The following is a 23186-nucleotide window of genomic DNA, read 5'->3' as shown; positions in this document are numbered from 1 at the left end:
ATCAGGTAGTGACGGTAGAACGGTGAAGTGACGTGGGTGCAGCAACATGAGCGTAATTCATGCAAAAGGGCTGGCCGTCTAAAAAGCATGCAACTTTGCTATCATCGCGCACCTTCTGATATCGCCCGACCAGGTAGTTTGCCATGTCCGACCGCATCGCTCGTCTTCACGCTCTCCAGCAGGCACTCAAAGAGCGCATTCTGATTCTCGACGGCGGCATGGGCACCATGATCCAGAGCTACCGCCTGGAAGAAGACGACTATCGTGGCACGCGCTTCGCCGATTGGCCAAGCGATGTAAAGGGAAACAACGATCTGTTGCTGCTGACCCAGCCCGACATCATCGCCGCCATCGAGAAAGCCTACCTCGACGCCGGCGCCGACATCCTCGAAACCAACACCTTCAACGCCACGCAGATTTCCCAGGCCGACTACGGCATGGAGCGACTGGTCTACGAGTTGAACGTCGAAGGCGCGCGCATCGCCCGCCAGGTGGCCGATGCCAAAACCCTGGAAACACCTGATCGCCCGCGCTTCGTCGCCGGCGTGCTCGGCCCGACCAGCCGCACCTGCTCGATCTCCCCGGACGTCAACGACCCAGGTTTTCGTAACGTCACCTTCGACGCCTTGGTCGAGAACTATATAGAAGCGACCCGCGGCCTGATCGAAGGTGGCGCCGACCTGATCCTGATCGAAACCATCTTCGACACCCTCAATGCCAAGGCGGCGATCTTCGCCGTGCAGCAGGTGTTCGAAGACGACGGCCTGCAACTGCCGATCATGATCTCCGGCACCATCACCGACGCCTCTGGCCGCACGCTGTCCGGGCAGACCACCGAAGCCTTCTGGAACTCCGTACGCCACGCCAAGCCGATTTCGGTGGGCCTGAACTGCGCACTCGGCGCCAAAGACCTGCGCCCCTACCTCGAAGAGCTGTCGACCAAGGCCGACACGTTCGTCTCGGCCCACCCCAACGCCGGCCTGCCCAACGCCTTCGGCGAGTACGACGAAACACCAGAAGAAATGGCCAGCGTGGTGGAAGAGTTCGCCGCCAGCGGGTTCCTCAACATCATCGGCGGCTGCTGCGGCACCACGCCAGGCCACATCCAGGCGATTGCCGAGGCCGTGGCCAAGTACCCGCCGCGCGAGATTCCAGAAATCGCCAAGGCTTGCCGCCTGTCGGGCCTGGAGCCGTTCACCATCGATCGCAGCTCGCTGTTCGTCAACGTCGGCGAGCGCACCAATATCACCGGTTCCGCCAAGTTCGCCCGGCTGATCCGTGAAGAGAACTACACCGAGGCCCTGGAAGTCGCCCTGCAGCAAGTCGAAGCCGGTGCCCAGGTGATCGACATCAACATGGACGAAGGGATGCTCGACTCCCAGGCCGCCATGGTCCGCTTCCTCAACATGATCGCTGGCGAGCCAGACATTTCCCGCGTGCCGATCATGATCGACTCCTCCAAGTGGGAAGTCATCGAGGCGGGCCTCAAATGCATTCAAGGCAAGGGCATCGTCAACTCGATCTCCATGAAGGAAGGCGTCGAGCAGTTCAAGCACCATGCACGCCTGTGCAAGCGCTATGGCGCGGCCGTGGTGGTGATGGCCTTCGACGAGGCCGGCCAGGCCGACACTGCAGCGCGCAAGCGCGAGATCTGCCAGCGCAGCTACGACATTCTGGTCAAGGACGTGGGCTTCCCGCCCGAAGACATCATCTTCGACCCGAACATCTTCGCCGTCGCCACCGGTATCGAAGAGCACAACAACTATGCCGTCGACTTCATCGAGGCCTGCGCCTACATCCGCGACCACCTGCCGTACGCCTTGACCTCGGGCGGGGTGTCCAACGTGTCGTTCTCCTTCCGCGGTAACAACCCGGTGCGCGAGGCGATCCATTCGGTGTTCCTGTTCCACGCCATCCAGAACGGCCTGACCATGGGCATCGTCAACGCCGGCCAGCTGGAGATCTACGACGAGATTCCCGCCGAGCTGCGCGAGAAGGTCGAAGACGTGGTGCTCAACCGCACCCCCGAAGGCACCGACGCACTGCTGGCCATCGCCGATGACTACAAAGGCGGCGGCGCAGTCAAGGAAGTGGAAAACGAAGCCTGGCGCTCGCTGCCGGTCGGCAAACGCCTGGAGCATGCGCTGGTCAAGGGCATCACCGCGTTCATCGTCGAAGACACCGAGGAATGTCGGCAGCAAGCCACGCGCCCCATCGAGGTCATCGAAGGGCCACTGATGAGCGGCATGAACGTGGTCGGTGATCTGTTCGGCGCGGGCAAGATGTTCCTGCCCCAGGTGGTGAAGTCGGCGCGGGTGATGAAGCAGGCGGTTGCGCACCTGATTCCGTTCATCGAGGCCGAAAAAGGTGACAAGCCCGAGGCCAAGGGCAAGATCCTCATGGCCACGGTGAAAGGCGATGTGCATGACATCGGCAAGAATATCGTCGGCGTGGTGCTGGGCTGTAATGGCTACGACATCGTCGACTTGGGTGTCATGGTGCCGGCCGAGAAGATCCTGCAGACCGCCCGCGAACAGAAATGCGACATCATCGGCTTGTCGGGCCTGATCACCCCCTCGCTGGACGAAATGGTGCATGTGGCCCGCGAGATGCAGCGCCAGAACTTCACCCTGCCCTTGATGATCGGCGGCGCGACCACCTCCAAGGCCCACACCGCGGTGAAGATCGAACCCAAGTACCAGAACGATGCCGTGATCTACGTCACCGATGCCTCGCGCGCGGTGGGCGTGGCCACGCAGCTGCTGTCCAAGGAATTGAAGCCGGGCTTTGTTGAAAGAACCCGCCAGGACTACGTCGAAGTCCGCGAGCGCACCGCCAACCGCAGTGCCCGCACCGAGCGCCTGAGCTACGCCCAGGCCATCGCCGCCAAGCCGAAATACGAGTGGGCCGAGTACCAGCCGACCGCGCCATCCTTCACCGGCGTGAAGGTGCTCGAAGACATCGACCTGCGCACCCTGGCTGAATACATCGACTGGACGCCGTTCTTCATTTCCTGGGACCTGGCCGGCAAATTCCCACGCATCCTCACCGACGACGTCGTCGGTGAAGCCGCCACCGCGCTGTACGACGATGCCCGCGAGATGCTCGACAAGCTGATCGACGAACGCCTGATCAGCGCCCGGGCGGTGTTCGGCTTCTGGCCCGCCAATCAGGTGCAGGACGACGACATCGAGGTCTATGGCGACGACGGCCAGCCTCTGGCCATCCTGCACCACCTGCGCCAGCAGACGATCAAGCCCGACGGCAAGCCGAACTGGTCGCTGGCCGACTTCGTCGCACCCAAATCCAGCGGCGTGACCGACTATGTGGGCGGGTTCATTACCACCGCCGGCATCGGCGCCGAAGAAGTGGCCAAGGCCTATCAGGACAAGGGCGACGACTACAACTCGATCATGGTCAAAGCCCTGGCCGACCGCCTGGCCGAAGCCTGCGCCGAATGGCTGCACGAGCAGGTGCGTAAAGAGCATTGGGGGTATGCCCGCGACGAGCACCTGAGCAACGAGGCGCTGATCAAGGAGCAATACCGTGGCATCCGCCCCGCTCCAGGCTACCCGGCCTGCCCCGACCACACGGAAAAGGAAACCCTGTTCCGCCTGCTCGACGGCACGGCAATCGGCGAAACCGGAGCGAGCGGCGTGTTCCTCACCGAACATTTCGCCATGTTCCCGGCGGCGGCGGTAAGCGGCTGGTACTTCGCCCATCCACACGCGCAGTATTTTGCCGTGGGCAAGGTCGACAAAGACCAGATCGACAGCTACAGCGTGCGCAAGGGCCAGGCGGTGAGCCTCAGCGAACGCTGGCTGGCGCCAAACCTGGGTTACGACCACTGAGCCAACCCCTCCCTCGCTGCGCAGGTGCTGGGGCTACCTTGGGCGGCCCTGCACCGGGCAGGGCACTGAGCGTGCAGCCCACACGGTGAAAAGCCCGGACGCCTTGGCGCCCGGGCTTTTTCGTGGCTGAATCACGGCTGGGGTTCGGCCTATTGATGGCTGACCCAATACACCGCAGTGACCACCACCAGTACGATCAGGCAGAGAATCGCCCAGGTATCGACACTGCCGTCGGGCTTGCGGACCTTGGTTGGATTACCCATTGCTTGGCCTCTTGTTAGCGGATGTGGATATCCGTCGCCCCCTGAGTTAAGACGAGCAAAGCCCTTCGCTCAAGCAGGGTCTTTCGCCGAACGTCCGAAATCCGCACACCGGTCAGCCATTGGCCAACCCCACATCTCGCGCAACGGCGTCGCTCAGCACCAACAAGAAACCTTGGGTGAAGTTTTCCATGACGAACACGCGCAGGCCCAGTTCGAGAAAGACCCGTTCTTTATAAGGTGAGTAAGCATTGGTGATGATCACCCGGCCACGGTTACGCACGAAAGGCATGACGTACTCGCGCACGCTTTCCATGAAGGTCACCTCATCGACATACACGTCACTGAAATGACCACTGATGATGGCCAGGTCACCCAGGTTGCTCTGGCCGTCCACCACCTGCAGCAGGTGCCAGCCGTCACCTGTGCTGAACAGGGTCTGGCCACGCTCTGGGCGATGCAGATAGCTCAGAAATGGCAAGCCGCCGAGGTTGGCCAAACCGTTGGGCAGCAAGTTGACGCTGCGCGGGCCGTCCCTGACGATGATCGACACCGGCAAATCGAGGCGGCCAGCATCGTTGATCTTCACCGGAGCACTGTTGCGGACACTGTTGTTCTGGACGATGTAAAACGCCGCCGCGATGAAGGCCCTGGCCTGCGCCTCGCCATTGACCGGGTCTTGCAGGAAAGAAGAGTGCGCAGAGATCTGGATGTCGCCGTTGATCAGGGTGTACTGGCTCTCGACGGTGGAATAGAAATAACGGCGCAGGTCCTCGCGAAAATGCTTGGCTTGCGTCGAGTTGACGAACGCTGTGGCAGCCGCGGTATCCGGGAACATCATGCGCAATGTCTGCGGATCGAACACCTCCGTATGGCGGGCCTGCCAGAACTCCACCAAGTCCTGCTTGATGCCTTCGATATGCTGGCGAACCGCATCGGGCTGCCGGACGATCTCGCGTTGCGTCAGCGTCACCAGAGGGTTGCGGTCATTGAGAAGGATTTCCCCACGAAAACCACAGAATCTGACGAAATTGCTGTACAACCCTGATCCGGACATCGGCTCGATAATCCGGGAAATGACCGGTTCACCGGCGATCCGGGCGTTGGCGAGGTAGGCGATCAACGCACCGTTGACGTTTCTCAGCTCCGAGGTCACCTCCCCTGGCATGCGAAAGAACGGCAACGCGGTGAGGTCGACAGGCAGAGCCCATTGGTGGTGGAACAGATCGACCTTGGCCGCAATGTTGGCGCTGTCGGTCTGCGCCCGCATGGCCTCGGGAGCAGCCGCCAGCAGACGCTTGAACTCGGTGTCACGACGATGAGGCCGCACGAAGGGGTAAAACTTGTTGGCCGCCTTGTGGGTACCGCTGCTGACATTGATGATCTGCTCGTGGGTCGAGCCGATCAGGCCCAGTGCCTGAGGAACCGGCTGCCGGCCAGGTCGCGTCCAAGGCCGCCATGGCTCGAGCTCGTTCCCCTCGTCCATTCCTCCGGGCAGCGTTCGCGCGACCTGCCATAGCCCATCCTCACCCTGGCGCAACCACACACCACCACCGGTGCCGCCAGGGCGCACCACTTCCACCTCGAGCGCGCCGGGCTCGGCTGGCTGAATGCGATAGAAAGCAGTGGGCTGCCCACGCAGCGCAATGTAGCTGGCGCCACCGGCACCGGGCGTGCTGGCAGCCACCGCGTCGTGATAGATCCGCGCCGCAGGGTCCAGATGGTAAAGCGCGCTCAGACGCGCGAGCAGCGCACGCTCTTTGACCGGCCCCTGTCGCCGTGCCTGAAGCCCCGGCAGGAGCGGTTGCACACGGCGCCATTCGCCGTACTGGCGCCGCAGAAGCGGACCAGGCCCAGTGCCGAGCGCCTGCGCGCGCCAGGCCAAGCCCTCAGGCTGCACGGCGATGGCACCGGCCGCGAAGGGCAACCAATGCTGACCCTGTTGCTCAACCAGGCCATTCGCCTCGGGCTCGCTGTGCAGGGTGATGGCCTGGACACACGCCATCACCTGAGCATCCGCCTTCAACGGCACGCCGAGCAGGTCACCCTCTGCCAGTGGCGGTGTCGCAGACGACGTGATGCGCTGCATCACCACCTGGTTGAGCCGAGGCGCATCGCCCAGCTCGATACCCAATGCCTGGCGTGAGCGATCATCCAGCAAACGCAACATCAGGTCGCTGAGCGGCACATCGCTGCCTGGGGCCGGCGCGAGTTCATCGCGCCCGGCCAACTCACCCCTGTAGGTATAGGCCTGGGCCTGCCCGCTTCGCTTGAGCAGCAACACCTGGGGCGCATCGGGGTGGCCCCACACACTGACCGTGCGACCTTCGGCCCTGATCCTGATGGCCACTGCCTCGCCCAGCCCGTGCGCGCCGAGCACGCCCATCAACCCGGCACAGTAGAGCGACTGCGCTTGCTGGGTGAGGGTTTGCCGTCCGGCACGGCCGTGCCCCCCTGCCAGCGCGGCGAGGTCAGCCTGATACCGAGCCTTGGCCAGATTGGCCAAGCTATCTGCGGCCGGCACACGCTGTTCGCAATCCTGGCTGACGGTGCGGGCATCGGCGCCTTGCAACCGCCCGGGCGGCAGCTGTGCAGTTCCCGCCACCGTCACCGCCAGCAAGCGCCCTTCCCCGTCCAGAACGCTGGCGCGCGGACGACTGCCGTGATGCAGCGCGCGGGCCAGCAGATAAGGCCCCTGTCCTGAGCGCAACTGTTCGGCGATGCGCAGCCTCAACGCACGCGCCCTTGCCCGCTGATCGCCTGGCACCGCACCACTCTGGGCGCCTGGCTGTGCATGGAAAAACAATGAGTCGACGGTCACCTGCTCTGCGTCCGGCTTGTGCCCGACGTACTGCCAGTGGCCCAGCCGGATCAGGTCGACGCTGGCCATGGCGGCCTGCGCATCGAAGCTGCGCAACGCGGCACCTGCCGGGTCGGTGACCGTGATCTGTACATTCAACGTGGCCGAGAGGCAGGCCACCACTGCCCACTCCACCGCTTCTGGCAAGCGGGTGTACTCATCGCTCGACAGCAGATTCGGCGTCTGGTCGACCCAATGGCGGATGCGCGTCTCGCTCACTGCCGCGACCAAGGCCATGTCCATGCGGGCCTTGCCTTGATGCATGGCAGTCAGCGTTCTGGCATCGGTACCTGCATTGCGCAGCAGGTCGAGCAGCGCTGCGTCGCTGAGGCCGCGCAAAGGCGCCGGCATCATGCTACGAAGCTGCAAGTGCGCCTGCGCCAGCGCCGCAGGCGCCGGACGCTCACCCAGGAAGGTCTCGGACAGCGTGTCGATCCGCGCTCTGACCAACGTGCCCGCTTTGCGCAGCGCTTGCATCTCGACGACGGTTTCAAGAAAGTCGACGAGGATTTCGCCCGCTTCCTCCCAGCGCGCCTGTACCAGGCTCAAAGGCAGGTCGAGCGCCAGCTGCCGGGTGAACAGGGCTTTGAACAGCAGTGCGCGGCCAGGAAATCGGACTTTGCCAGGGACAGCGATGAGGATGACGTCGAGCGCGGTGGTCAGCCACTCGGCGCCGATGCGTTGCGCATGGGCCAGGCTGGTGTCCTGGTTAGGCGTGAACCGTTCCTTGACCCGGCGCACCAGAAGCGTGACATGGGCCTGCGCCCAGGCGTGGGCGACAGAGCGCCGGACCAGTGGGAACGGCGCCGTCAGCCGCACCTCGGTTGCCCTGCGCTCATAATCGGCGCGGCTGCTGTACGCACCATCGCCGGCCACCCAATACGCTGTGGCCGGATACCGCTGCGCACTCGGTAATGGCTGTGGCAGACGGCCGATGACGGCTTGCTGGGCGGTGGGCGACAGCAGTTGCCAGGACCAGCCATCGCGCTGAGCGCGGCTATTCCACAGATCGTCGCGAAACGCAGTGCCGAAGCGCTGCATCGCACTGACATCGTGTGGGCTGTCGGCCACGAACAGGCGCGCCTCAGGGTAGGTGTCGGCGATCACATACACCTGACCCTCGACCTTGAGCGCCAGTACGGGGAGCGCATGCCCCTCGATCCGCAACAGGAAGTGCCCCAGCGTCTCATCGCGCTGCTGTCGTACACCCACACTGAGGGCCGCAGGTAACGACAGCCCGGCAGCGTCGCTGAGCCTCACGTACTCAGCCGAGGTGATCTGCCCTGCCTTCACGCCATTGAGCAACGCCAGCTCGAGGCGTGCGTCGGCTTCGCGCCGGGTAGCTGCGACCACCTGACTGTGCGCTGCCCAGTCATCGCATTGCCGGGCGATGCTGCTACCGATGTCGAGTGTGCGCCCCAGCGCAATGATGTCGTCGAGGGTCACCGGGCGCGTGTCCGGTTTGATCAACGGCTGGCCGGCGAGGGTCAGCCAACTGTTGTCGACGAACGCGTTGGCATCCTGGGTCAAGCGCGGCGCTGCCAGCTGCACAGGTGTGCCACGCGCCAACCAGTTCCAGAGCGGCTCACTGACGGCACCTGCCTGGGCGCGGGCGGTGTGAATGTGCACCTCGTCCAGCGCGATTTGGCGCCCGGCCAGCTCGGCAAGCCTTGCGCCGACCTGCGCGCGTGCGTGCTGGACGATGGCATTGAGCGCATCGACGCCCAGCGCAGGCGTTTCGTAGAGCCGCGCCAGCCGCGCGCGCTGGGCGGGATCGAGGTCACCGTAGAAGTGTTTCAACGCTGCCAGCGCCGCCTGCACCAACTGAGCGGCCTGCTGCTCGTCGGCGGTCATCAGCAACGGTTCGAGGCCTTCGAGGTACAAGTCTACGACGGCGTCGCTGGCAGGCGCAGAGGGGGACGTGACGGGTGCGGTGATCGACTGAGACATGGACAGCTCCTGATAGGAAGAGCGTCTATGCAAACAACTTTCCTCAGCCCACTGGCCCTACTTAACGCTTGAAGCGCGGCCTGTGCCGGGGTGTGATCATTGCGCGCTGCGCGTATGCCGCTCAGGCTCCAGAAACGGATAGCGATAGCGGGTCGGACGCCCCACCGCGCTCAGCCCGAGCAGGTCCAGACCGAGGTCATCACGTTGCAGGTGGGTCAACCACTGGCGTGCCTCGTCAGGCTCGATCAGGTGCAGCGCTGGCACGCTGTGCTCGCGAGCGCCGTCACGATCGACCGGCACGCCCAGCGCGTCATCATGCAGCATGACCAGCGCCCAGCCGCCCAGCGTGAACTGGCCACCGACCAGCGCGCTCAGGCGCCCCTCGATGCGCGCCTGCAGGGCGTGCGGGGAGGCATTGACCGCGCTGAACAGCACATCGCGCCCCGGCACCCGCCCGGCCTCCTCGAACGCCTGCATGGCGCCGAAGGCCATTTCATCGCTGGCCGTCCACACCAGGCGCACCTGCGGATACCGTTGCAGCAGCACCTGAGCCTGTTCATAGGCCCGCTGACGGTTCCAGTTGCCGTACACCACCTGGCGCAGGCGCACTTGCGGGAAATCGGCCAAGGCACGGCGCATGCCTTCTTCGCGCAACTGTGAGGCGGGCGTGTTTTTCACCGCAGAAAATGCCACCAGGTCGATCGGACCGTCGCTGCTCGGCAGTTGCTTGAGCAGGGCGTGGAGCATCTGAAAGCCCGCCTGCTCATCGTTCACCGTGAGGGTGCCGAGCACGGGGGCATAAGTGTCGGGCTGGTTCTCGATGCTACGCAACTGCGCGGGTGTCAGGGCATTGTTGACCACGAACAGCTTGACCCCACTGCCCAGCGCCATGCGCAGGATCTGCGGGGCTATGTATTGTTCATTGACCACCACCAGGTAATCGGGTTTGTCATTGCCCTCGAGCACGCGCCGCGCCTGATCGAGGGTGCGCGACGGCTGGCGCCGGCCATATTCGATGCGCAGTTGCAGGCCCAGGTCATCGGCGGCCGCCTGCATGAACGATGAGTAACGCGCCCAGAAGTCTTCCTTGCTGTAACCGGGATTGAGAAACACCACGGACGTGGCCTGTACCGCACACGGCAGCAACACGCCAAGACACAGGCCAAGGGCCTTGAGCATTCGGATAGATTCCCACTGGGCAAATCGGCGAGTATAGACAGGTGCGCCCTATACATAAACGAACCCAGAGTCTGTTAGGCCAAGTGGTTATTTGTATATGCAAAAACATCACTTTAGCGCATAAACGCAACCTGCTATCTTCCCCCGGCTCCGAAACGGAGTGCGCGGCCGTGCGCGCGAATAGCTGCCTGCAGCCTGAGACAGGACTTATATGTACGTATATGACGAATACGATCAGCGAATCATCGAGGACCGCGTCAAGCAGTTCCGTGATCAGACCCGCCGTTACCTGGCCGGTGACCTGAGCGAAGAAGAATTCCGCCCTCTGCGCCTGCAGAACGGCCTGTACATTCAACGTTTCGCGCCGATGCTGCGCGTCGCTGTGCCCTACGGCCAGCTGAACGCCGGTCAGGTTCGCACCCTGGCCAAGATCGCCCGCGACTACGACAAGGGCTACGCCCACATCAGTACCCGCCAGAACGTGCAGTTCAACTGGCCGGCACTCGAAGACATCCCCGACATCCTCGCCGAGCTGGCCACCGTGCAGATGCACGCGATCCAGACCAGCGGCAACTGCCTGCGCAACACCACCACCGACCAGTTCGCCGGTGTGGCTGCAGACGAGCTGGTAGACCCGCGCCCGTGGTGCGAGATCGTCCGCCAATGGACCACCTTCCACCCCGAGTTCGCTTTCCTGCCGCGCAAGTTCAAGATCGCCATCAACGGCTCGAAAGATGACCGCGCCGCCATCGAAGTGCACGACATCGGCCTGGAGCCGGTGCGCAACGAGGCCGGCGAGCTGGGCTTCCGCGTGCTGGTCGGCGGTGGCCTGGGCCGTACCCCGGTGGTCGGCTCGTTCATCAACCAGTTCCTGCCCTGGCAAGACCTGATCAGCTACCTCGACGCCATTCTGCGCGTGTACAACCGTTACGGTCGCCGTGACAACAAGTACAAGGCGCGGATCAAGATCCTGGTCAAGGCACTGACCCCCGAGGTGTTCGCCGAGAAGGTCGAGGCCGAGATGGTCCACCTGCGCGGTGGTAGCAGCACCTTGACCGAGGCTGAGGTCGAGCGCGTCTCGCGCCACTTCGTCGACCCGGCGTACCAGGCGCTGGAAAACGTCGACTACACCGCCCTCGACCAGGATTTCCCAGGTTTTGCCCGCTGGCGTTCGCGCAACACCCGCGCGCACAAGCGTCCGGGCTACGTGGCCGTGACCCTGTCGCTCAAGCCTACCGGCATTGCCCCAGGCGACTTGACCGACAAGCAGCTCGACGCCGTGGCGGATCTGGCCGAGCGTTACAGCTTCGGCTTCCTGCGCACCTCCCACGAGCAGAACATCATTCTTGCCGACGTCGAGCAGCGCCAGCTGCACGCGCTGTGGGAAGAACTGCGCCAGGGTGGCTTTGCCACACCGAACATCGGCCTGCTGACCGACATCATCTGCTGCCCGGGCGGCGACTACTGCTCGCTGGCCAACGCCAAGTCGATCCCGATTGCAGAATCCATCCAGCGCCGCTTCGATGATCTGGACTACCTGTTCGACATCGGCGAGCTGGACCTGAACATCTCCGGCTGCATGAACGCGTGCGGTCACCACCATGTCGGCCATATCGGCATTCTGGGCGTCGACAAAAAGGGCGAAGAGTTCTACCAGGTCTCGCTCGGCGGCAACGCCTCACGCGATGCCAGCCTGGGCAAGATCCTCGGCCCTTCCTTCGCCCAGGACCAGATGGCCGAGGTGATCGGCAAGCTGATTGACGTGTACGTGGAAAAACGTACCGAAGACGAGCGCTTCATCGATACCTACCAGCGGATCGGCATCGACCCATTCAAGGAGCGCGTCTATGCAGCGAATCATTAAGAACGGCCAGATCATCGACGAGACCTGGCACCTGCTGCCCAAGGACACCTCGTTCGACGAGCTGACCAACTGCGACGATTACATCGTGCCGTTGCAGATGTGGCGCGACCACGCCCACGCCCTCAAAGCCCGCGACGGCGGCCTGGGCGTGTGGCTGGATGCCGACGAGCAAGCCGAGGAAATCGGTGAAGACGTGGCGCAGTTCCAGGTCATCGCCCTGAACTTCCCGGCCTTCACCGACGGGCGCAACTATTCCAACGCACGCCTGCTGCGTGACCGCTACCAGTTCAAGGGCGAATTGCGCGCCATTGGCGACGTCCTGCGCGACCAGCTGTTCTACATGGCGCGTTGCGGTTTCGATGCGTTCGCTGTGCGTGCCGACAAGGACCCGGTCGATGCACTCGAAGGCCTCAAGGACTTCTCCGTGACCTACCAGGGCGCCACCGACGAGCCGCTACCACTGTTCCGTCGTCGCTGAACCCTACTGGCTGAGCGGCAACCCTGAAGGCCCCGATGACAGTGCAGTCATCGGGGCCTTTTCGTTGACCGTCATCGAGCCCGTCGTTGTGGCGGCTGTACGGCGTGCAGCCGCGCGTCAGAACACGTCGATGGGGTATTCGACGATCATGCGTATCTGGTCCGCCGAGCCACTGGACTTGCCATTGCCGATGCGGTGGGTGGCCTGGCGCAGCTTGAGCGAAAGGTCCTTGGCCGGCCCGCTCTGAACCACGTAGCGCACGGTCAGGTCGCGCTCCCAGTGGTCCTCGCTGTCGGCGTAGTAGTCATACACACTGCCCGCGCTGACCTTGCTGCCGTCGACACCCGTGCCGCGGATGTAACGGGCCTCGAAGGTAAGCCCCGGCACGCCGTAGAAGGCCATGTCGAGGTCGTAGAAGGCACCCCACGAACGCTCGTTCGGGCCGTTGAAGTCGACCAGTTGCGAGGAGTTGGCCAGGTAGATCGAGTCATGGTAGGTGCCCGGCCCCATGCCCAGGTAATCGAACGGCTGGTCGCCGTCGATGCGCTGGTGGGTCAGCTTGAAGGTGTGCGCGCCCTGGGTGTAGGCCACGGCCATCGACCAGGCGGTGACATCGATCTTGCCGGCACGTGCGCGCCCTTCGTCATCGGTGCGGTACAGGTTGAAATCGAAGCTCAGGCTCTGGGTGTCGCTCAGTGGCAGCGCGTACAGCGAATTGACATAGGTCTGACGCCAGATGTCCTTGTAGCGCGAGGTGTACAGACTGAGGTTCAAGCGGTCGCTGAGGGCGTAGGTGCCGCCCAGGAAGTCGACCGTGTCACTCGGGACGCCGGCGTAAGCGGCATAGAAATCGTCATCGCTGTTGGTGCTGTTGAAGTCCTTGGAGGCAGTCAGGTGCGCCGCTTCCAGATCCAGGCCTTTCAGCTCGGCACTGGTCAACCAGAAACCTGTGGCGGTCGCGGGCAGCAGACGCGTATCGGCTGGGGCGAATACCGGGTTGTACGGGCGCAGGTTGTTGCCATAGCGCAGCTCGGTGGCCGATACGCGCAGCTTGACGGCCCCGCCGCCAGAGCCGGCAGCGTCCTTGGCGCCGTCGCCGTCTGGTACCAGCACACCCGCACCGGCCCGACCGCGACCACCCTCGAGCTTGAATGCCGAGTAGCCACTGACGTCCAGCCCCAGGCCGACGGTGCCTTGGGTGAAGCCTGAGGTGTAGTCAAAGCGCAAGCCCTGCCCCCACTCGCGCTGATCGCCATCGCTGCCTTTGGTGTTGTGATCCCAGTACAGATTACGGGCCAGTACCTTCAGGTGACTGTCTTCGATGAAACCCTGTTCTTGCGACTCCTGAGCCACGGCCCATGGTGCGGCGGTCACAGTGACCAGCGCCATCAGGCTCCTTGCTGTCATCAACATTTTTCAACTCTCGGTATTCGTGTGTCTGCAACTAAACAGAAGGTGGACGTAGCCGCTTAGCTTACGGAACGCGTCTAGCTAGCGCCAGGCAAGTGATCGACAGCGCGTGAAAACGCACCGCCCCCCTGCTAGCGAAGTGCCTGGCCCCGGCCCCTTGCCGCACCCACGATCGCTGCACAGCGACCACGGATCGGGGTGGGTCCAGCCCTGCCCGCCAATCGCCGTGGCGCAACGTACACCCAGGCTCGCGGTTGGCATCCGGCAACGAGTGGCTGCGACACTGGAGCGTGGTTGCGGCGGGCGCAACGCCAGGCGCCTGGCGTTGGCTCGAATGCGGCAGAGGCTGTGGTCAGCGCCGGTCAGCCTGGCCCTGACCGGCGTTGCCCAAACGATGAGCGCTTGTCTGCAAGCGGCCGTTCTGGCCCAAGTCATCATACGACTTCAGCTCAAGCACTGACAGTGCTAGAGCTCAGCCCACGGGCACCACCAGGCGTGCTCGACAAAAAACGCTCAAAAATTCTCGGAAAACGCCTAGCCATCGACTAGGTTGTACGATAACTTACCTTCCACAAAAAGCGACACCTTCACCCAAGCGCCACAGGATGCTCACAACAATGAACCCACAAGAACTGAAATCCATCCTCTCCCACGGCCTGCTGTCTTTCCCGGTCACCGACTTCACCGCCCAGGGCGACTTCCATCAGGCCGGCTACATCAAGCGTCTGGAATGGCTCGCCCCGTACGGCGCCAGCGCCCTGTTCGCCGCCGGTGGCACCGGTGAGTTCTTCTCCCTCGCCGCGAGCGAGTACAGCCAGGTGATCAAGACCGCGGTCGACACCTGCGCCACCTCGGTACCGATCCTCGCCGGGGTCGGCGGCGCCACCCGCCAGGCCATCGAGTATGCCCAGGAAGCCGAACGCCTGGGCGCCAAGGGTCTGTTGCTGCTGCCCCACTACCTGACAGAAGCCAGCCAGGACGGTGTGGCCGCCCACGTCGAAGCCGTGTGCAAATCGGTGAAGATCGGTGTGGTGGTGTACAACCGCAATGTCTGCCGCCTGAACGCAGACCTGCTGGAACGGCTGGCCGAGCGCTGCCCCAACCTGATCGGTTACAAGGACGGCCTGGGTGATATCGAGCTGATGGTGTCGATTCGCCGTCGCCTGGGCGATCGCTTCAGCTACCTGGGCGGTTTGCCGACCGCCGAAGTCTACGCGGCCGCCTACAAAGCGCTGGGCGTACCGGTGTACTCCTCGGCGGTGTTCAACTTCGTGCCTAAAACGGCCATGGACTTCTATAACGCCGTCGCCCGTGACGACCATGCCACTGTGGGCAAGCTGATCGACGACTTCTTCCTGCCCTACCTGGACATCCGCAACCGCAAAGCCGGCTACGCCGTGAGCATCGTCAAGGCTGGCGCCAGAATTGCCGGTTACGACGCAGGCCCGGTGCGCACCCCACTTACCGACCTCAGCCGCGAAGAGTACGAAATGCTCGCTGCACTGATGGACAAGATGGGACCGCAGTAAGCACAGTCTGCGGCCTGCCAGAGGCCGCACCCGGAGTGGGCCTGTCACACTCCGGCTACAGCTCATAAGCCCGCACAACAATAATTAGTGGGAGTACAACCAGCATGCAAGCGAGCAAAAAGACGCATGTGCGCTACATGATCCTGTTCATGCTGTTCCTGGTGACCACGATCAACTACGCCGACCGCGCCACCATCGCCATCGCCGGCTCCAGCCTGCAGAAAGACCTCGGCATCGACGCCGTGACCCTCGGTTACATCTTCTCCGCGTTCGGCTGGGCTTATGTGGCTGGGCAGATTCCTGGGGGCTGGCTGCTCGATCGTTTTGGCTCCAAGAACGTCTACGCCTTCAGTATCTTCACCTGGTCACTGTTCACCCTGTTGCAGGGCTTTGTCGGTGGCATGCCAGTGGCCTGGGCGGTGGTGACCCTGTTCACCCTGCGTTTTCTGGTTGGTTTCGCCGAAGCCCCGTCGTTCCCGGGCAATGCGCGCATCGTCGCGGCCTGGTTCCCGACCCAGGAGCGCGGCACTGCGTCGGCCATCTTCAACTCGGCGCAGTACTTCGCCACCGCCTTGTTCGCCCCGCTCATGGGCTGGATCGTGTTCAGCTACGGCTGGGAGCATGTGTTCGTGGTGATGGGCGCGCTGGGCATCGTGTTCTCGGGCGTGTGGCTGAAAACCATCTACAACCCCAAGCAGCATCCGCGCATCAGCCCGGCCGAGCTCGATCACATCGAACGCAACGGCGGGCTGGTCGACATGGATCAGAAGCGCGGCAATGACGGTCCGAAATGGGGCTACATCAAGCAGCTGCTGACCAGCCGCATGCTGCTGGGCGTGTACCTGGGCCAGTACTGCATCAACGCCATTACCTACTTTTTCCTCACCTGGTTTCCGGTGTACCTGGTGCAGGAACGCGGCATGACCATTCTCAAGGCCGGCTTCATCGCCTCCTTGCCGGCGATCTGCGGTTTCATCGGCGGTGTGCTGGGTGGGGTGATTTCGGACTGGCTGCTGCGCCGGGGCAACTCGCTGACCTTCTCGCGCAAACTGCCGATCGTCTGCGGGCTGATGCTGTCGACCAGCATGGTGTTCTGCAACTACGTCGACGCCGAGTGGATGGTGGTCGGATTCATGACCCTGGCCTTCTTCGGCAAAGGCATCGGTGCGCTGGGCTGGGCGGTGGTGGCAGACACCTCGCCGAAACAGATCGCCGGGCTGTCGGGCGGTTTGTTCAACACCTTCGGCAACATCGCCTCGATCACCACGCCGATCGTCATCGGTTACATCATCAGTGCCACCGGCTCGTTCAAGTGGGCACTGGTCTATGTGGGTGCCAACGCGCTGGTGGCGGTGTTCAGCTACCTGGTGATCGTCGGCCCGATCAAGCGTATCGAGCTGCGCGAAGAGGCCCCCACGTCCCAGCCTGAAGCGGCCGAAGGCGGCGATCTGGCAAGCTCGCGTCCCTGAGTGAACATGCCCGCGCCGGAGCATCTGGTGCGGGCGGATGTACAAGAAAAAGCCTGAGAACCTGACAAGTAGGGCCCACCATGCAGTTGATCGAACATTCCGACTCGCCACACTACGTGCGCCTGCACGACGCCGATAACGTCGTGGTCGTCGTCAACGACGGCGGCCTGGGCGAAGGCGCTCGGTTCGCCGACGGCCTGACCCTGGTCGAAGCGGTGCCGCAAAGCCACAAGGTCGCCACGGTGGCGATCGCCAAGGGCGAAGCGGTACGCCGCTACGGGCAGATCATTGGCCACGCGCTGGAAGACCTGCGCCAAGGCAGTTGGGTCCAGGAGAGCCAGCTCGCCATGCCGGCCGCCCCGGCACTCGACAGCCTGCCGCGCTGCGATGCCGTCCCGCCACCGCTGCCGCCGCTGGAGGGGTTCACGTTCGACGGCTACCGCAACGCGGACGGCACCGTCGGCACGCGCAACATCCTCGGCATCACCACCACCGTGCAGTGCGTGACCGGCGTGCTGGAGCATGCGGTCAAGCGCATTCGCAGCGAACTGCTGCCCAAGTATCCCCATGTCGATGACGTGGTCGCCATCACGCACAGCTACGGGTGTGGCGTGGCCATCAACGCCCGCGACGCCTATATCCCGATCCGCACCGTGCGCAATCTGGCGCGCAATCCCAACCTGGGGGGTGAAGCCCTGGTGATCAGCCTGGGCTGTGAAAAGCTCCAGGCCGGCCAGGTCATGCACGACAACGACCCCTCGGTAGACCTCAGCGACCCGTGGCTGTATCGCTTGCAAGACGCCAGCCTGGGTTTTGTGGAAATGATCGAACAGATCATGGCACTGGCCGAAACGCGCCTGAAGAAGCTCGACCAGCGCCGACGCGAAGCCGTGCCAGCCAGCGAGCTGATCCTCGGCATGCAGTGCGGTGGCAGTGATGCCTTTTCCGGCATCACCGCCAACCCGGCGCTCGGCTATGCCGCCGACCTGCTGGTGCGTGCTGGCGCCACCGTGCTGTTCTCGGAAGTGACCGAAGTGCGCGACGCCATCTACATGCTCACCTCGCGCGCCGAAAACCAGCAGGTTGCCGATGCCCTGGTGCGTGAGATGGACTGGTACGACCGTTACCTGGAGCAAGGCGCCGCGGACCGCAGCGCCAACACCACGCCGGGCAACAAGAAAGGTGGCCTGTCGAACATTGTGGAGAAATCCCTCGGCTCCATCGTCAAGTCCGGCAGCGGCGCCATCCAGGGCGTGCTCGGCCCGGGCGAACGTGTGACCGGCAAGGGCCTGACCTTCTGCGCGACACCTGCCAGCGACTTCGTCTGCGGCACGCTGCAGCTGGCCGCCGGCATGAACCTGCATGTATTCACCACCGGCCGTGGCACGCCGTATGGCCTGGCCATGGCGCCGGTGGTCAAGGTCTGCACGCGGACCGAACTGGCCCAGCGCTGGCCAGACCTGATCGACATCGATGCCGGGCGCATCGCCAGCGGCCGCGCGAGCATCGAAGCGCTGGGTTGGGAGCTGTTCCACTACTACCTGGACGTCGCCAGCGGTCGCAAACAGCCCTGGGCCGAACAGCACCGCCTGCACAACGACATCACCTTGTTCAATCCGGCACCGATTACCTGATGCCTCGATGACAGCCCCTTAGGAGCCCCACATGCCAGAGATCCTCGGCCACAACTTCATCGCCGGCCAGCGCAGCGCCGCTGGCACACAACGCCTGCAGAGCCTGGACGCCACCAGCGGCGAGGCCCTGCCCTACCGTTTTGCCCAGGCCACTGACGCCGAAGTCGATCAGGCCGCCAGGGCAGCGGCGGCCGCCTTCGTCGAATTCCGCACCCTGAAACCGGCCCGCCGCGCCGAATTCCTCGACGCCATTGCAGCCGAGCTGGACGCACTCGATGACGCCTTCGTCGCCATCGTCTGCCGCGAGACGGCCCTGCCGGCTGGCCGTATCCAAGGCGAGCGGGGCCGTACCAGTGGCCAGATGCGCTTGTTCGCCGATGTGCTGCGCCGTGGCGATTTCCTCGGCGCCCGCATCGACCTGGCCCTGCCCGAGCGCCAGCCGCTGCCACGCGTGGACCTGCGCCAGATGCGCATTGGCGTCGGCCCCGTTGCCGTGTTCGGCGCCAGCAACTTCCCCCTGGCCTTCTCCACCGCCGGTGGCGACACGGCCGCAGCGCTGGCCGCCGGTTGCCCGGTGGTGTTCAAAGCGCACAGCGGCCATATGGCCACCGCCGACCTGGTCGGCTGCGCCATTCAGCGCGCCGCCGAGCGCACCGGCATGCCCCAGGGTGTGTTCAACATGGTGTACGGCGCAGGCGTCGGTGAGCCCTTGGTCAAGCACCCGGCCATCCAGGCGGTCGGCTTTACCGGATCGCTCAAGGGCGGCGACGCCTTGTGCCGCATGGCCGCCGAGCGTGCGCAGCCGATCCCGGTGTTCGCCGAGATGTCCAGCATCAACCCGGTGATCGTGCTACCCGGCGCCCTGGCCAAGCGGGGTGAGGCCATCGCCCGTGAGTTGGCCGGCTCCGTGTGCCTGGGTGCCGGCCAGTTCTGCACTAACCCTGGCTTGCTGATTGGCCTGCAATCGGCCGAATACAGCCGGTTGCTCACCGACCTTGGCCAGCACCTGGACCAGCAGGCCGGGCAGACCCTGCTCAATGCCGGTGGCCTGCGCAGCTATGTCGGCGGCCTGGAGCACCTGCACGCCCACCCGGGTATCGAGCACTTGGCCGGCCAGGCCCAGGAAGGCAGCCAGGCCCGGGCTCAGCTGTTCAAGGCCGATGCACAACTGTTGGTGGAGGCCGCCCCGCTGCTGCAGGAAGAAGTCTTCGGCCCTGCCACCGTGGCAGTCGAGGTCACGGACCACGCGCAACTGCGCGATGCGCTGCTGGGCCTGCGCGGCCAACTGACCGCGACGCTGATTGGCGAGCCGCAAGACTTCGAGACGTTTGCCTGGCTGGTGCCGCTGCTGGAGGACAAAGTCGGCCGCATTCTGGTCAACGGCTACCCGACCGGCGTGGAAGTGTGCGACGCGATGGTCCATGGCGGGCCGTACCCGGCCACGTCGGATGCGCGCGGCACCTCGGTCGGTACGCTGGCCATCGACCGTTTCCTGCGCCCGGTGTGCTACCAGAACTACCCGCAGACGCTGCTGCCCGAGGCATTGCGTGACGGCAACCCGCTCGGCCTGCGTCGCCTCGTCAACGGCCAGTGGAGCGAAGGCGCACTCTAAACAACCTGGAAACCTCGGAGCCCCGCACGTGCGGTCGTCCTGTCCGGTTGGGCTGAGTTGATATCGCTTGGGCTGCGCTGCAGCCCATCGCGGCTGACCGAAATGCCGGACCGGCCGCTCCTCCCGGAACGTGTGAAGTTCAGCTAATACGCCAGTCGTGTAGGAACGGCTACTGCCGCGATGGGCGGCAAAGCCGACCCAAGGCTGCCACCGCGATCCACCGTCATCGCGCAACACCCGAGTCAGGCCGGCTGCGCCGGCCATCGCGGCAATAGGCGCTCCTACAGACCGGGCTTGCCTGAACGCTCATGCTGGCGCACACACGTGGCGTGGGTAGGGCTTCAAATGTCGCTCACGCCTTCTGCGCTTCGGCCTGTTCATGGACCTGACGCAAGCGCTCACGGCTGTTGCTCAGGTGCATGCGCATGGCCATCTTTGCCCCTTCGCTATCCTGCCGGGCAATGGCTTCGTAGATCGCTTCATGCTCGTGCCTGAGCCGCCCCATGTAGTGGGCTTGGTCATCGTGCGCCAGGCGCGCCGAATTCACGCGGGTTCGCGGAATGATGCTGGTGCCCAAGTGGTCGATGATGTCGGCGAAATAGTGATTGCCGCTGGCCTGGGCAATGCGCAGGTGGAACTGGAAGTCTGCCGACACCGCGTCGGTAGCATGCGCGGCACCTTCGTTGAGCTCATCGAGCGCTGCGCGCATGCCGGCTAGCTCATCATCGCTGCGCCGTTGCGCTGCCAGGCCCGCCGACTCGACTTCCAGGGCAATGCGCAGCTCCAGTACCGCCAGCACCTCGCGCAAGGTCACCACCGTCGCGGGGTCGATGCGCAACCCCCCGGTCGGCGATGCCGTGAGCACGAACGTGCCGATGCCATGGCGCGTCTCGACCTGCCCCGCCGCCTGCAGCCGAGAGATCGCCTCACGCACCACTGTGCGACTGACGCCCTCCTCGACCATGATCTGCGATTCGGTCGGCAGCTTGTCGCCGCGCTTCAGCTGGCCGCTGCGAATGCGCTCAGTCAGCACCGTGACCAGTTCCTGAGCCAGACTGCGTGGCTTGCGCCGGGCCCTCGGCTGTACCTGCTGCTCTGTCATGGCCTGTTTTTTCACCTCGAAAAATAGGCGTCATCATAACCCAAGCAGTTGTACGATCACATGTGCTGGACGCGATCCTTCACGCCTTCTTGCCCGGCAGCACGCTGCTCAGAATCTGCTTGGCGGTCTGCTTGATCACACCGACTTCGTTCGGATCGCCCTTGAGCAGGAAGGAGGTGAATTTCTTCGCCTGCTCCAGCTTGATGTGCGGCGGCAGTGGCGCCACGTCAGGGTCGGTCTTGAACTCGATCAGCACCGGCACATCGCTCGCCAGGGCCTTTTCCCAGGCGCCGGCGACGTCTTCCTCGCGGTCGACGAAGATGCCCTTCAGGCCGATGGAAATGGCGAACAGGTGATACGGCACATCCGGGATGTCCTGGGACGCCGAGAATTTCGGATCGCCCTCCATGACGCGCTGCTCCCATGTCACCTGGTTGAGGTCTTCATTGTTGAACACCGCGCAGATCCAGCGACCGTTACCCCATTGCTTCCAGTACTTGGCCACCGTGATCAACTCGGCGAGGTTGTTCATCTGCATGGCGCCATCGCCCACCAGCGCGATAACCGGCCGCTCAGGATGGGCGAACTTGGCGGCGATGGCGTAGGGCACCGCGGCGCCCATCGAGGCCAGGCCACCCGACAGCGAGCACATCATGCCTTCACGGATCTTCAGGTCGCGCGCGAACCAGTTGGCGCACGAGCCCGAATCGCTGGTGATGATCGAGGCGTCGGGCAACTGCGCCGACAGCTCGTGCACCACGCGCTGCGGGTTGATCGGGTCGGCGCTGACCATCGCGCGCTTGTCCAGCTTGCGGTCCCAGGCTGCGCGCCAGCGTTCGATCTTCTGCTGCCACTTGCGCTCGCTCTTGCGTTCGAGCAGCGGAAGCAGCGCGGCCAGGGTGTCGGCTGAGTCACCGCTCAGGCACACCTCCATCGGGTAGCGCAGGCTGAGCATGCCGGGGCTGATGTCGATCTGCACGCCTCTGGCCTGGCCTTCCTTGGGCAGAAACTCGGCATAGGGGAAGCCTGAGCCGATCATCAGCAACGTGTCGCACTCCTCCATCATCTGGTAACTCGGCTCGGTGCCAAGCAGGCCGATGCTGCCAGTCACCCACGGGATGTCATCGGGCAGCACCGCCTTGCCCAGCAGCGCCTTGGCCACGCCGGCGCCGAGCTTCTCGGCAATGGCGCGCACCTGCTCGCTGGCGTGCAAGGCTCCGGCGCCGACCAGAATCGCGACCTTCTTGCCCTCATTGAGCACCTGGGCAGCGCGCTCCAGGTCCGCTTCATAAGGTACGGTCTTGGGCCGGCTGTAGCCGACGCCCGAATGCACCGTGCCGTGAGCCCGCGCCGGTTCTTCGTAGGGCAGGTCCTGCAGGTCGTTGGGCAGGATCAGCGCGGTCACCCGGCGCTCCCCTACGGCAATCCGCACGGCGCGGTCGACCAGGTGGCGCACCTGCGACACGTCAGCGGCCTGCTGCACGAAGGCACCGGCCACGTCCTTGAACATCGAGGTCAGGTCCAGCTCTTGCTGATAGTGCCCGCCCATGGCGGTACGCGCCTGCTGGCCGGCGATGGCCAGCACCGGCATATGGTCCATGCGCGCGTCGTACAGGCCGGTGAGCAAGTGCGAGGCCCCAGGGCCGGAGGTCGCGATACACACGCCCAGCTCGCCCGTGAACTTGGCGTGGGCGCTGGCCATGAACGCGGCCATCTCCTCGTGCCGGCACTGGATGAACTCGATCTTGCCCGGTGCCCGGCGCATCGCGCCGAACACACCGTTGATGCCGTCGCCGGGGTAGCCGAAGATGCGCGTCACCCCCCACTGGCTGAGCCGTTCGATCAGGAAGTCGCCTACCGTGATGGTCATTGTCCAAGTCCTCTGGGTTCGCGTGTGCAAGGGAGTACGTGAAGGGTGTGACCGGGCCGTGGGCGGGGGTGTTCAGAGAAATTCCAGGCGGCGATGACAACGGCCTGGTCCAGACCGG

The 23186-nt window shown here is 64.1% G+C and carries 12 protein-coding genes; 7 read left to right on the top strand and 5 right to left on the bottom strand.

The window, feature by feature from the left end; genetic code table 11:
- Positions 1-143 precede the first annotated feature (143 nt).
- The gene (metH, locus tag SJI00_RS06995; protein ID WP_322461015.1) at positions 144-3851 is read left to right on the top strand and encodes a methionine synthase; all 3708 of its coding nucleotides are present in this window, start codon (positions 144-146) and stop codon (positions 3849-3851) included.
- Positions 3852-4226: 375 nt separating this feature from the next.
- Here the strand turns inward: metH and SJI00_RS06990 are convergent, their stop codons facing one another.
- The gene (locus SJI00_RS06990) at positions 4227-8921 is read right to left on the bottom strand and encodes a hypothetical protein (RefSeq protein ID WP_322461014.1); all 4695 of its coding nucleotides are present in this window, start codon (positions 8919-8921) and stop codon (positions 4227-4229) included.
- 96 nt (positions 8922-9017) lie between these two features.
- Entirely contained in the window at positions 9018-10100 is a 1083-nt protein-coding gene (locus SJI00_RS06985) for an ABC transporter substrate-binding protein (protein ID WP_322461013.1), read from the bottom strand.
- Between the two features lie 211 nt (positions 10101-10311).
- On the opposite strand from SJI00_RS06985, the gene SJI00_RS06980 reads away from it, so the two are divergent.
- Together SJI00_RS06980 and SJI00_RS06975 are read left to right on the top strand one after the other, a co-directional pair.
- Positions 10312-11964: a nitrite/sulfite reductase gene (locus SJI00_RS06980; protein ID WP_322461012.1), complete on the top strand. Its 1653-nt coding sequence runs from the start codon at positions 10312-10314 to the stop codon at positions 11962-11964.
- Positions 11948-12442 (top strand): DUF934 domain-containing protein, encoded by a 495-nt coding sequence (locus SJI00_RS06975; protein ID WP_322461011.1) that lies wholly within the window; start codon positions 11948-11950, stop codon positions 12440-12442. The genes SJI00_RS06980 and SJI00_RS06975 overlap by 17 nt, the downstream gene beginning before the upstream one ends.
- A 117-nt stretch (positions 12443-12559) precedes the next feature.
- Here the strand turns inward: SJI00_RS06975 and SJI00_RS06970 are convergent, their stop codons facing one another.
- Complete coding sequence (locus SJI00_RS06970) at positions 12560-13831, bottom strand: OprD family porin (protein WP_322461010.1); 1272 nt, start codon at positions 13829-13831, stop codon at positions 12560-12562.
- Positions 13832-14469: 638 nt separating this feature from the next.
- Between SJI00_RS06970 and kdgD the strand changes: the two genes are divergently transcribed.
- The 4 genes from kdgD (at position 14470) to SJI00_RS06950 (ending at position 20096) form a co-directional block, all read left to right on the top strand.
- Positions 14470-15381 (top strand): 5-dehydro-4-deoxyglucarate dehydratase, encoded by a 912-nt coding sequence (gene kdgD / locus SJI00_RS06965; protein ID WP_322461009.1) that lies wholly within the window; start codon positions 14470-14472, stop codon positions 15379-15381.
- 104 nt (positions 15382-15485) lie between these two features.
- Positions 15486-16850 (top strand): MFS transporter, encoded by a 1365-nt coding sequence (locus SJI00_RS06960; protein ID WP_322461008.1) that lies wholly within the window; start codon positions 15486-15488, stop codon positions 16848-16850.
- Between the two features lie 80 nt (positions 16851-16930).
- Positions 16931-18484, top strand: a complete 1554-nt coding sequence (garD, locus tag SJI00_RS06955) for a galactarate dehydratase (protein ID WP_322461007.1) — start codon at positions 16931-16933, stop codon at positions 18482-18484.
- Positions 18485-18515: 31 nt separating this feature from the next.
- The gene (locus SJI00_RS06950) at positions 18516-20096 is read left to right on the top strand and encodes an aldehyde dehydrogenase (NADP(+)) (RefSeq protein ID WP_322461006.1); all 1581 of its coding nucleotides are present in this window, start codon (positions 18516-18518) and stop codon (positions 20094-20096) included.
- Positions 20097-20448: 352 nt separating this feature from the next.
- Here the strand turns inward: SJI00_RS06950 and SJI00_RS06945 are convergent, their stop codons facing one another.
- Both SJI00_RS06945 and SJI00_RS06940 read right to left on the bottom strand, forming a co-directional pair.
- Entirely contained in the window at positions 20449-21198 is a 750-nt protein-coding gene (locus SJI00_RS06945; RefSeq protein ID WP_322461005.1) for a FadR/GntR family transcriptional regulator, read from the bottom strand.
- Between the two features lie 79 nt (positions 21199-21277).
- Complete coding sequence (locus SJI00_RS06940; RefSeq protein WP_322461004.1) at positions 21278-23068, bottom strand: thiamine pyrophosphate-requiring protein; 1791 nt, start codon at positions 23066-23068, stop codon at positions 21278-21280.
- Positions 23069-23186 lie beyond the last annotated feature (118 nt).

The organism is Pseudomonas gebzensis, assembly GCF_034427815.1.
Classification (GTDB): domain Bacteria; phylum Pseudomonadota; class Gammaproteobacteria; order Pseudomonadales; family Pseudomonadaceae; genus Aquipseudomonas.
The sequence above is the reverse complement of the archived record's forward strand: the minus strand, read 5'-3'. Positions and strand labels throughout refer to the sequence as shown.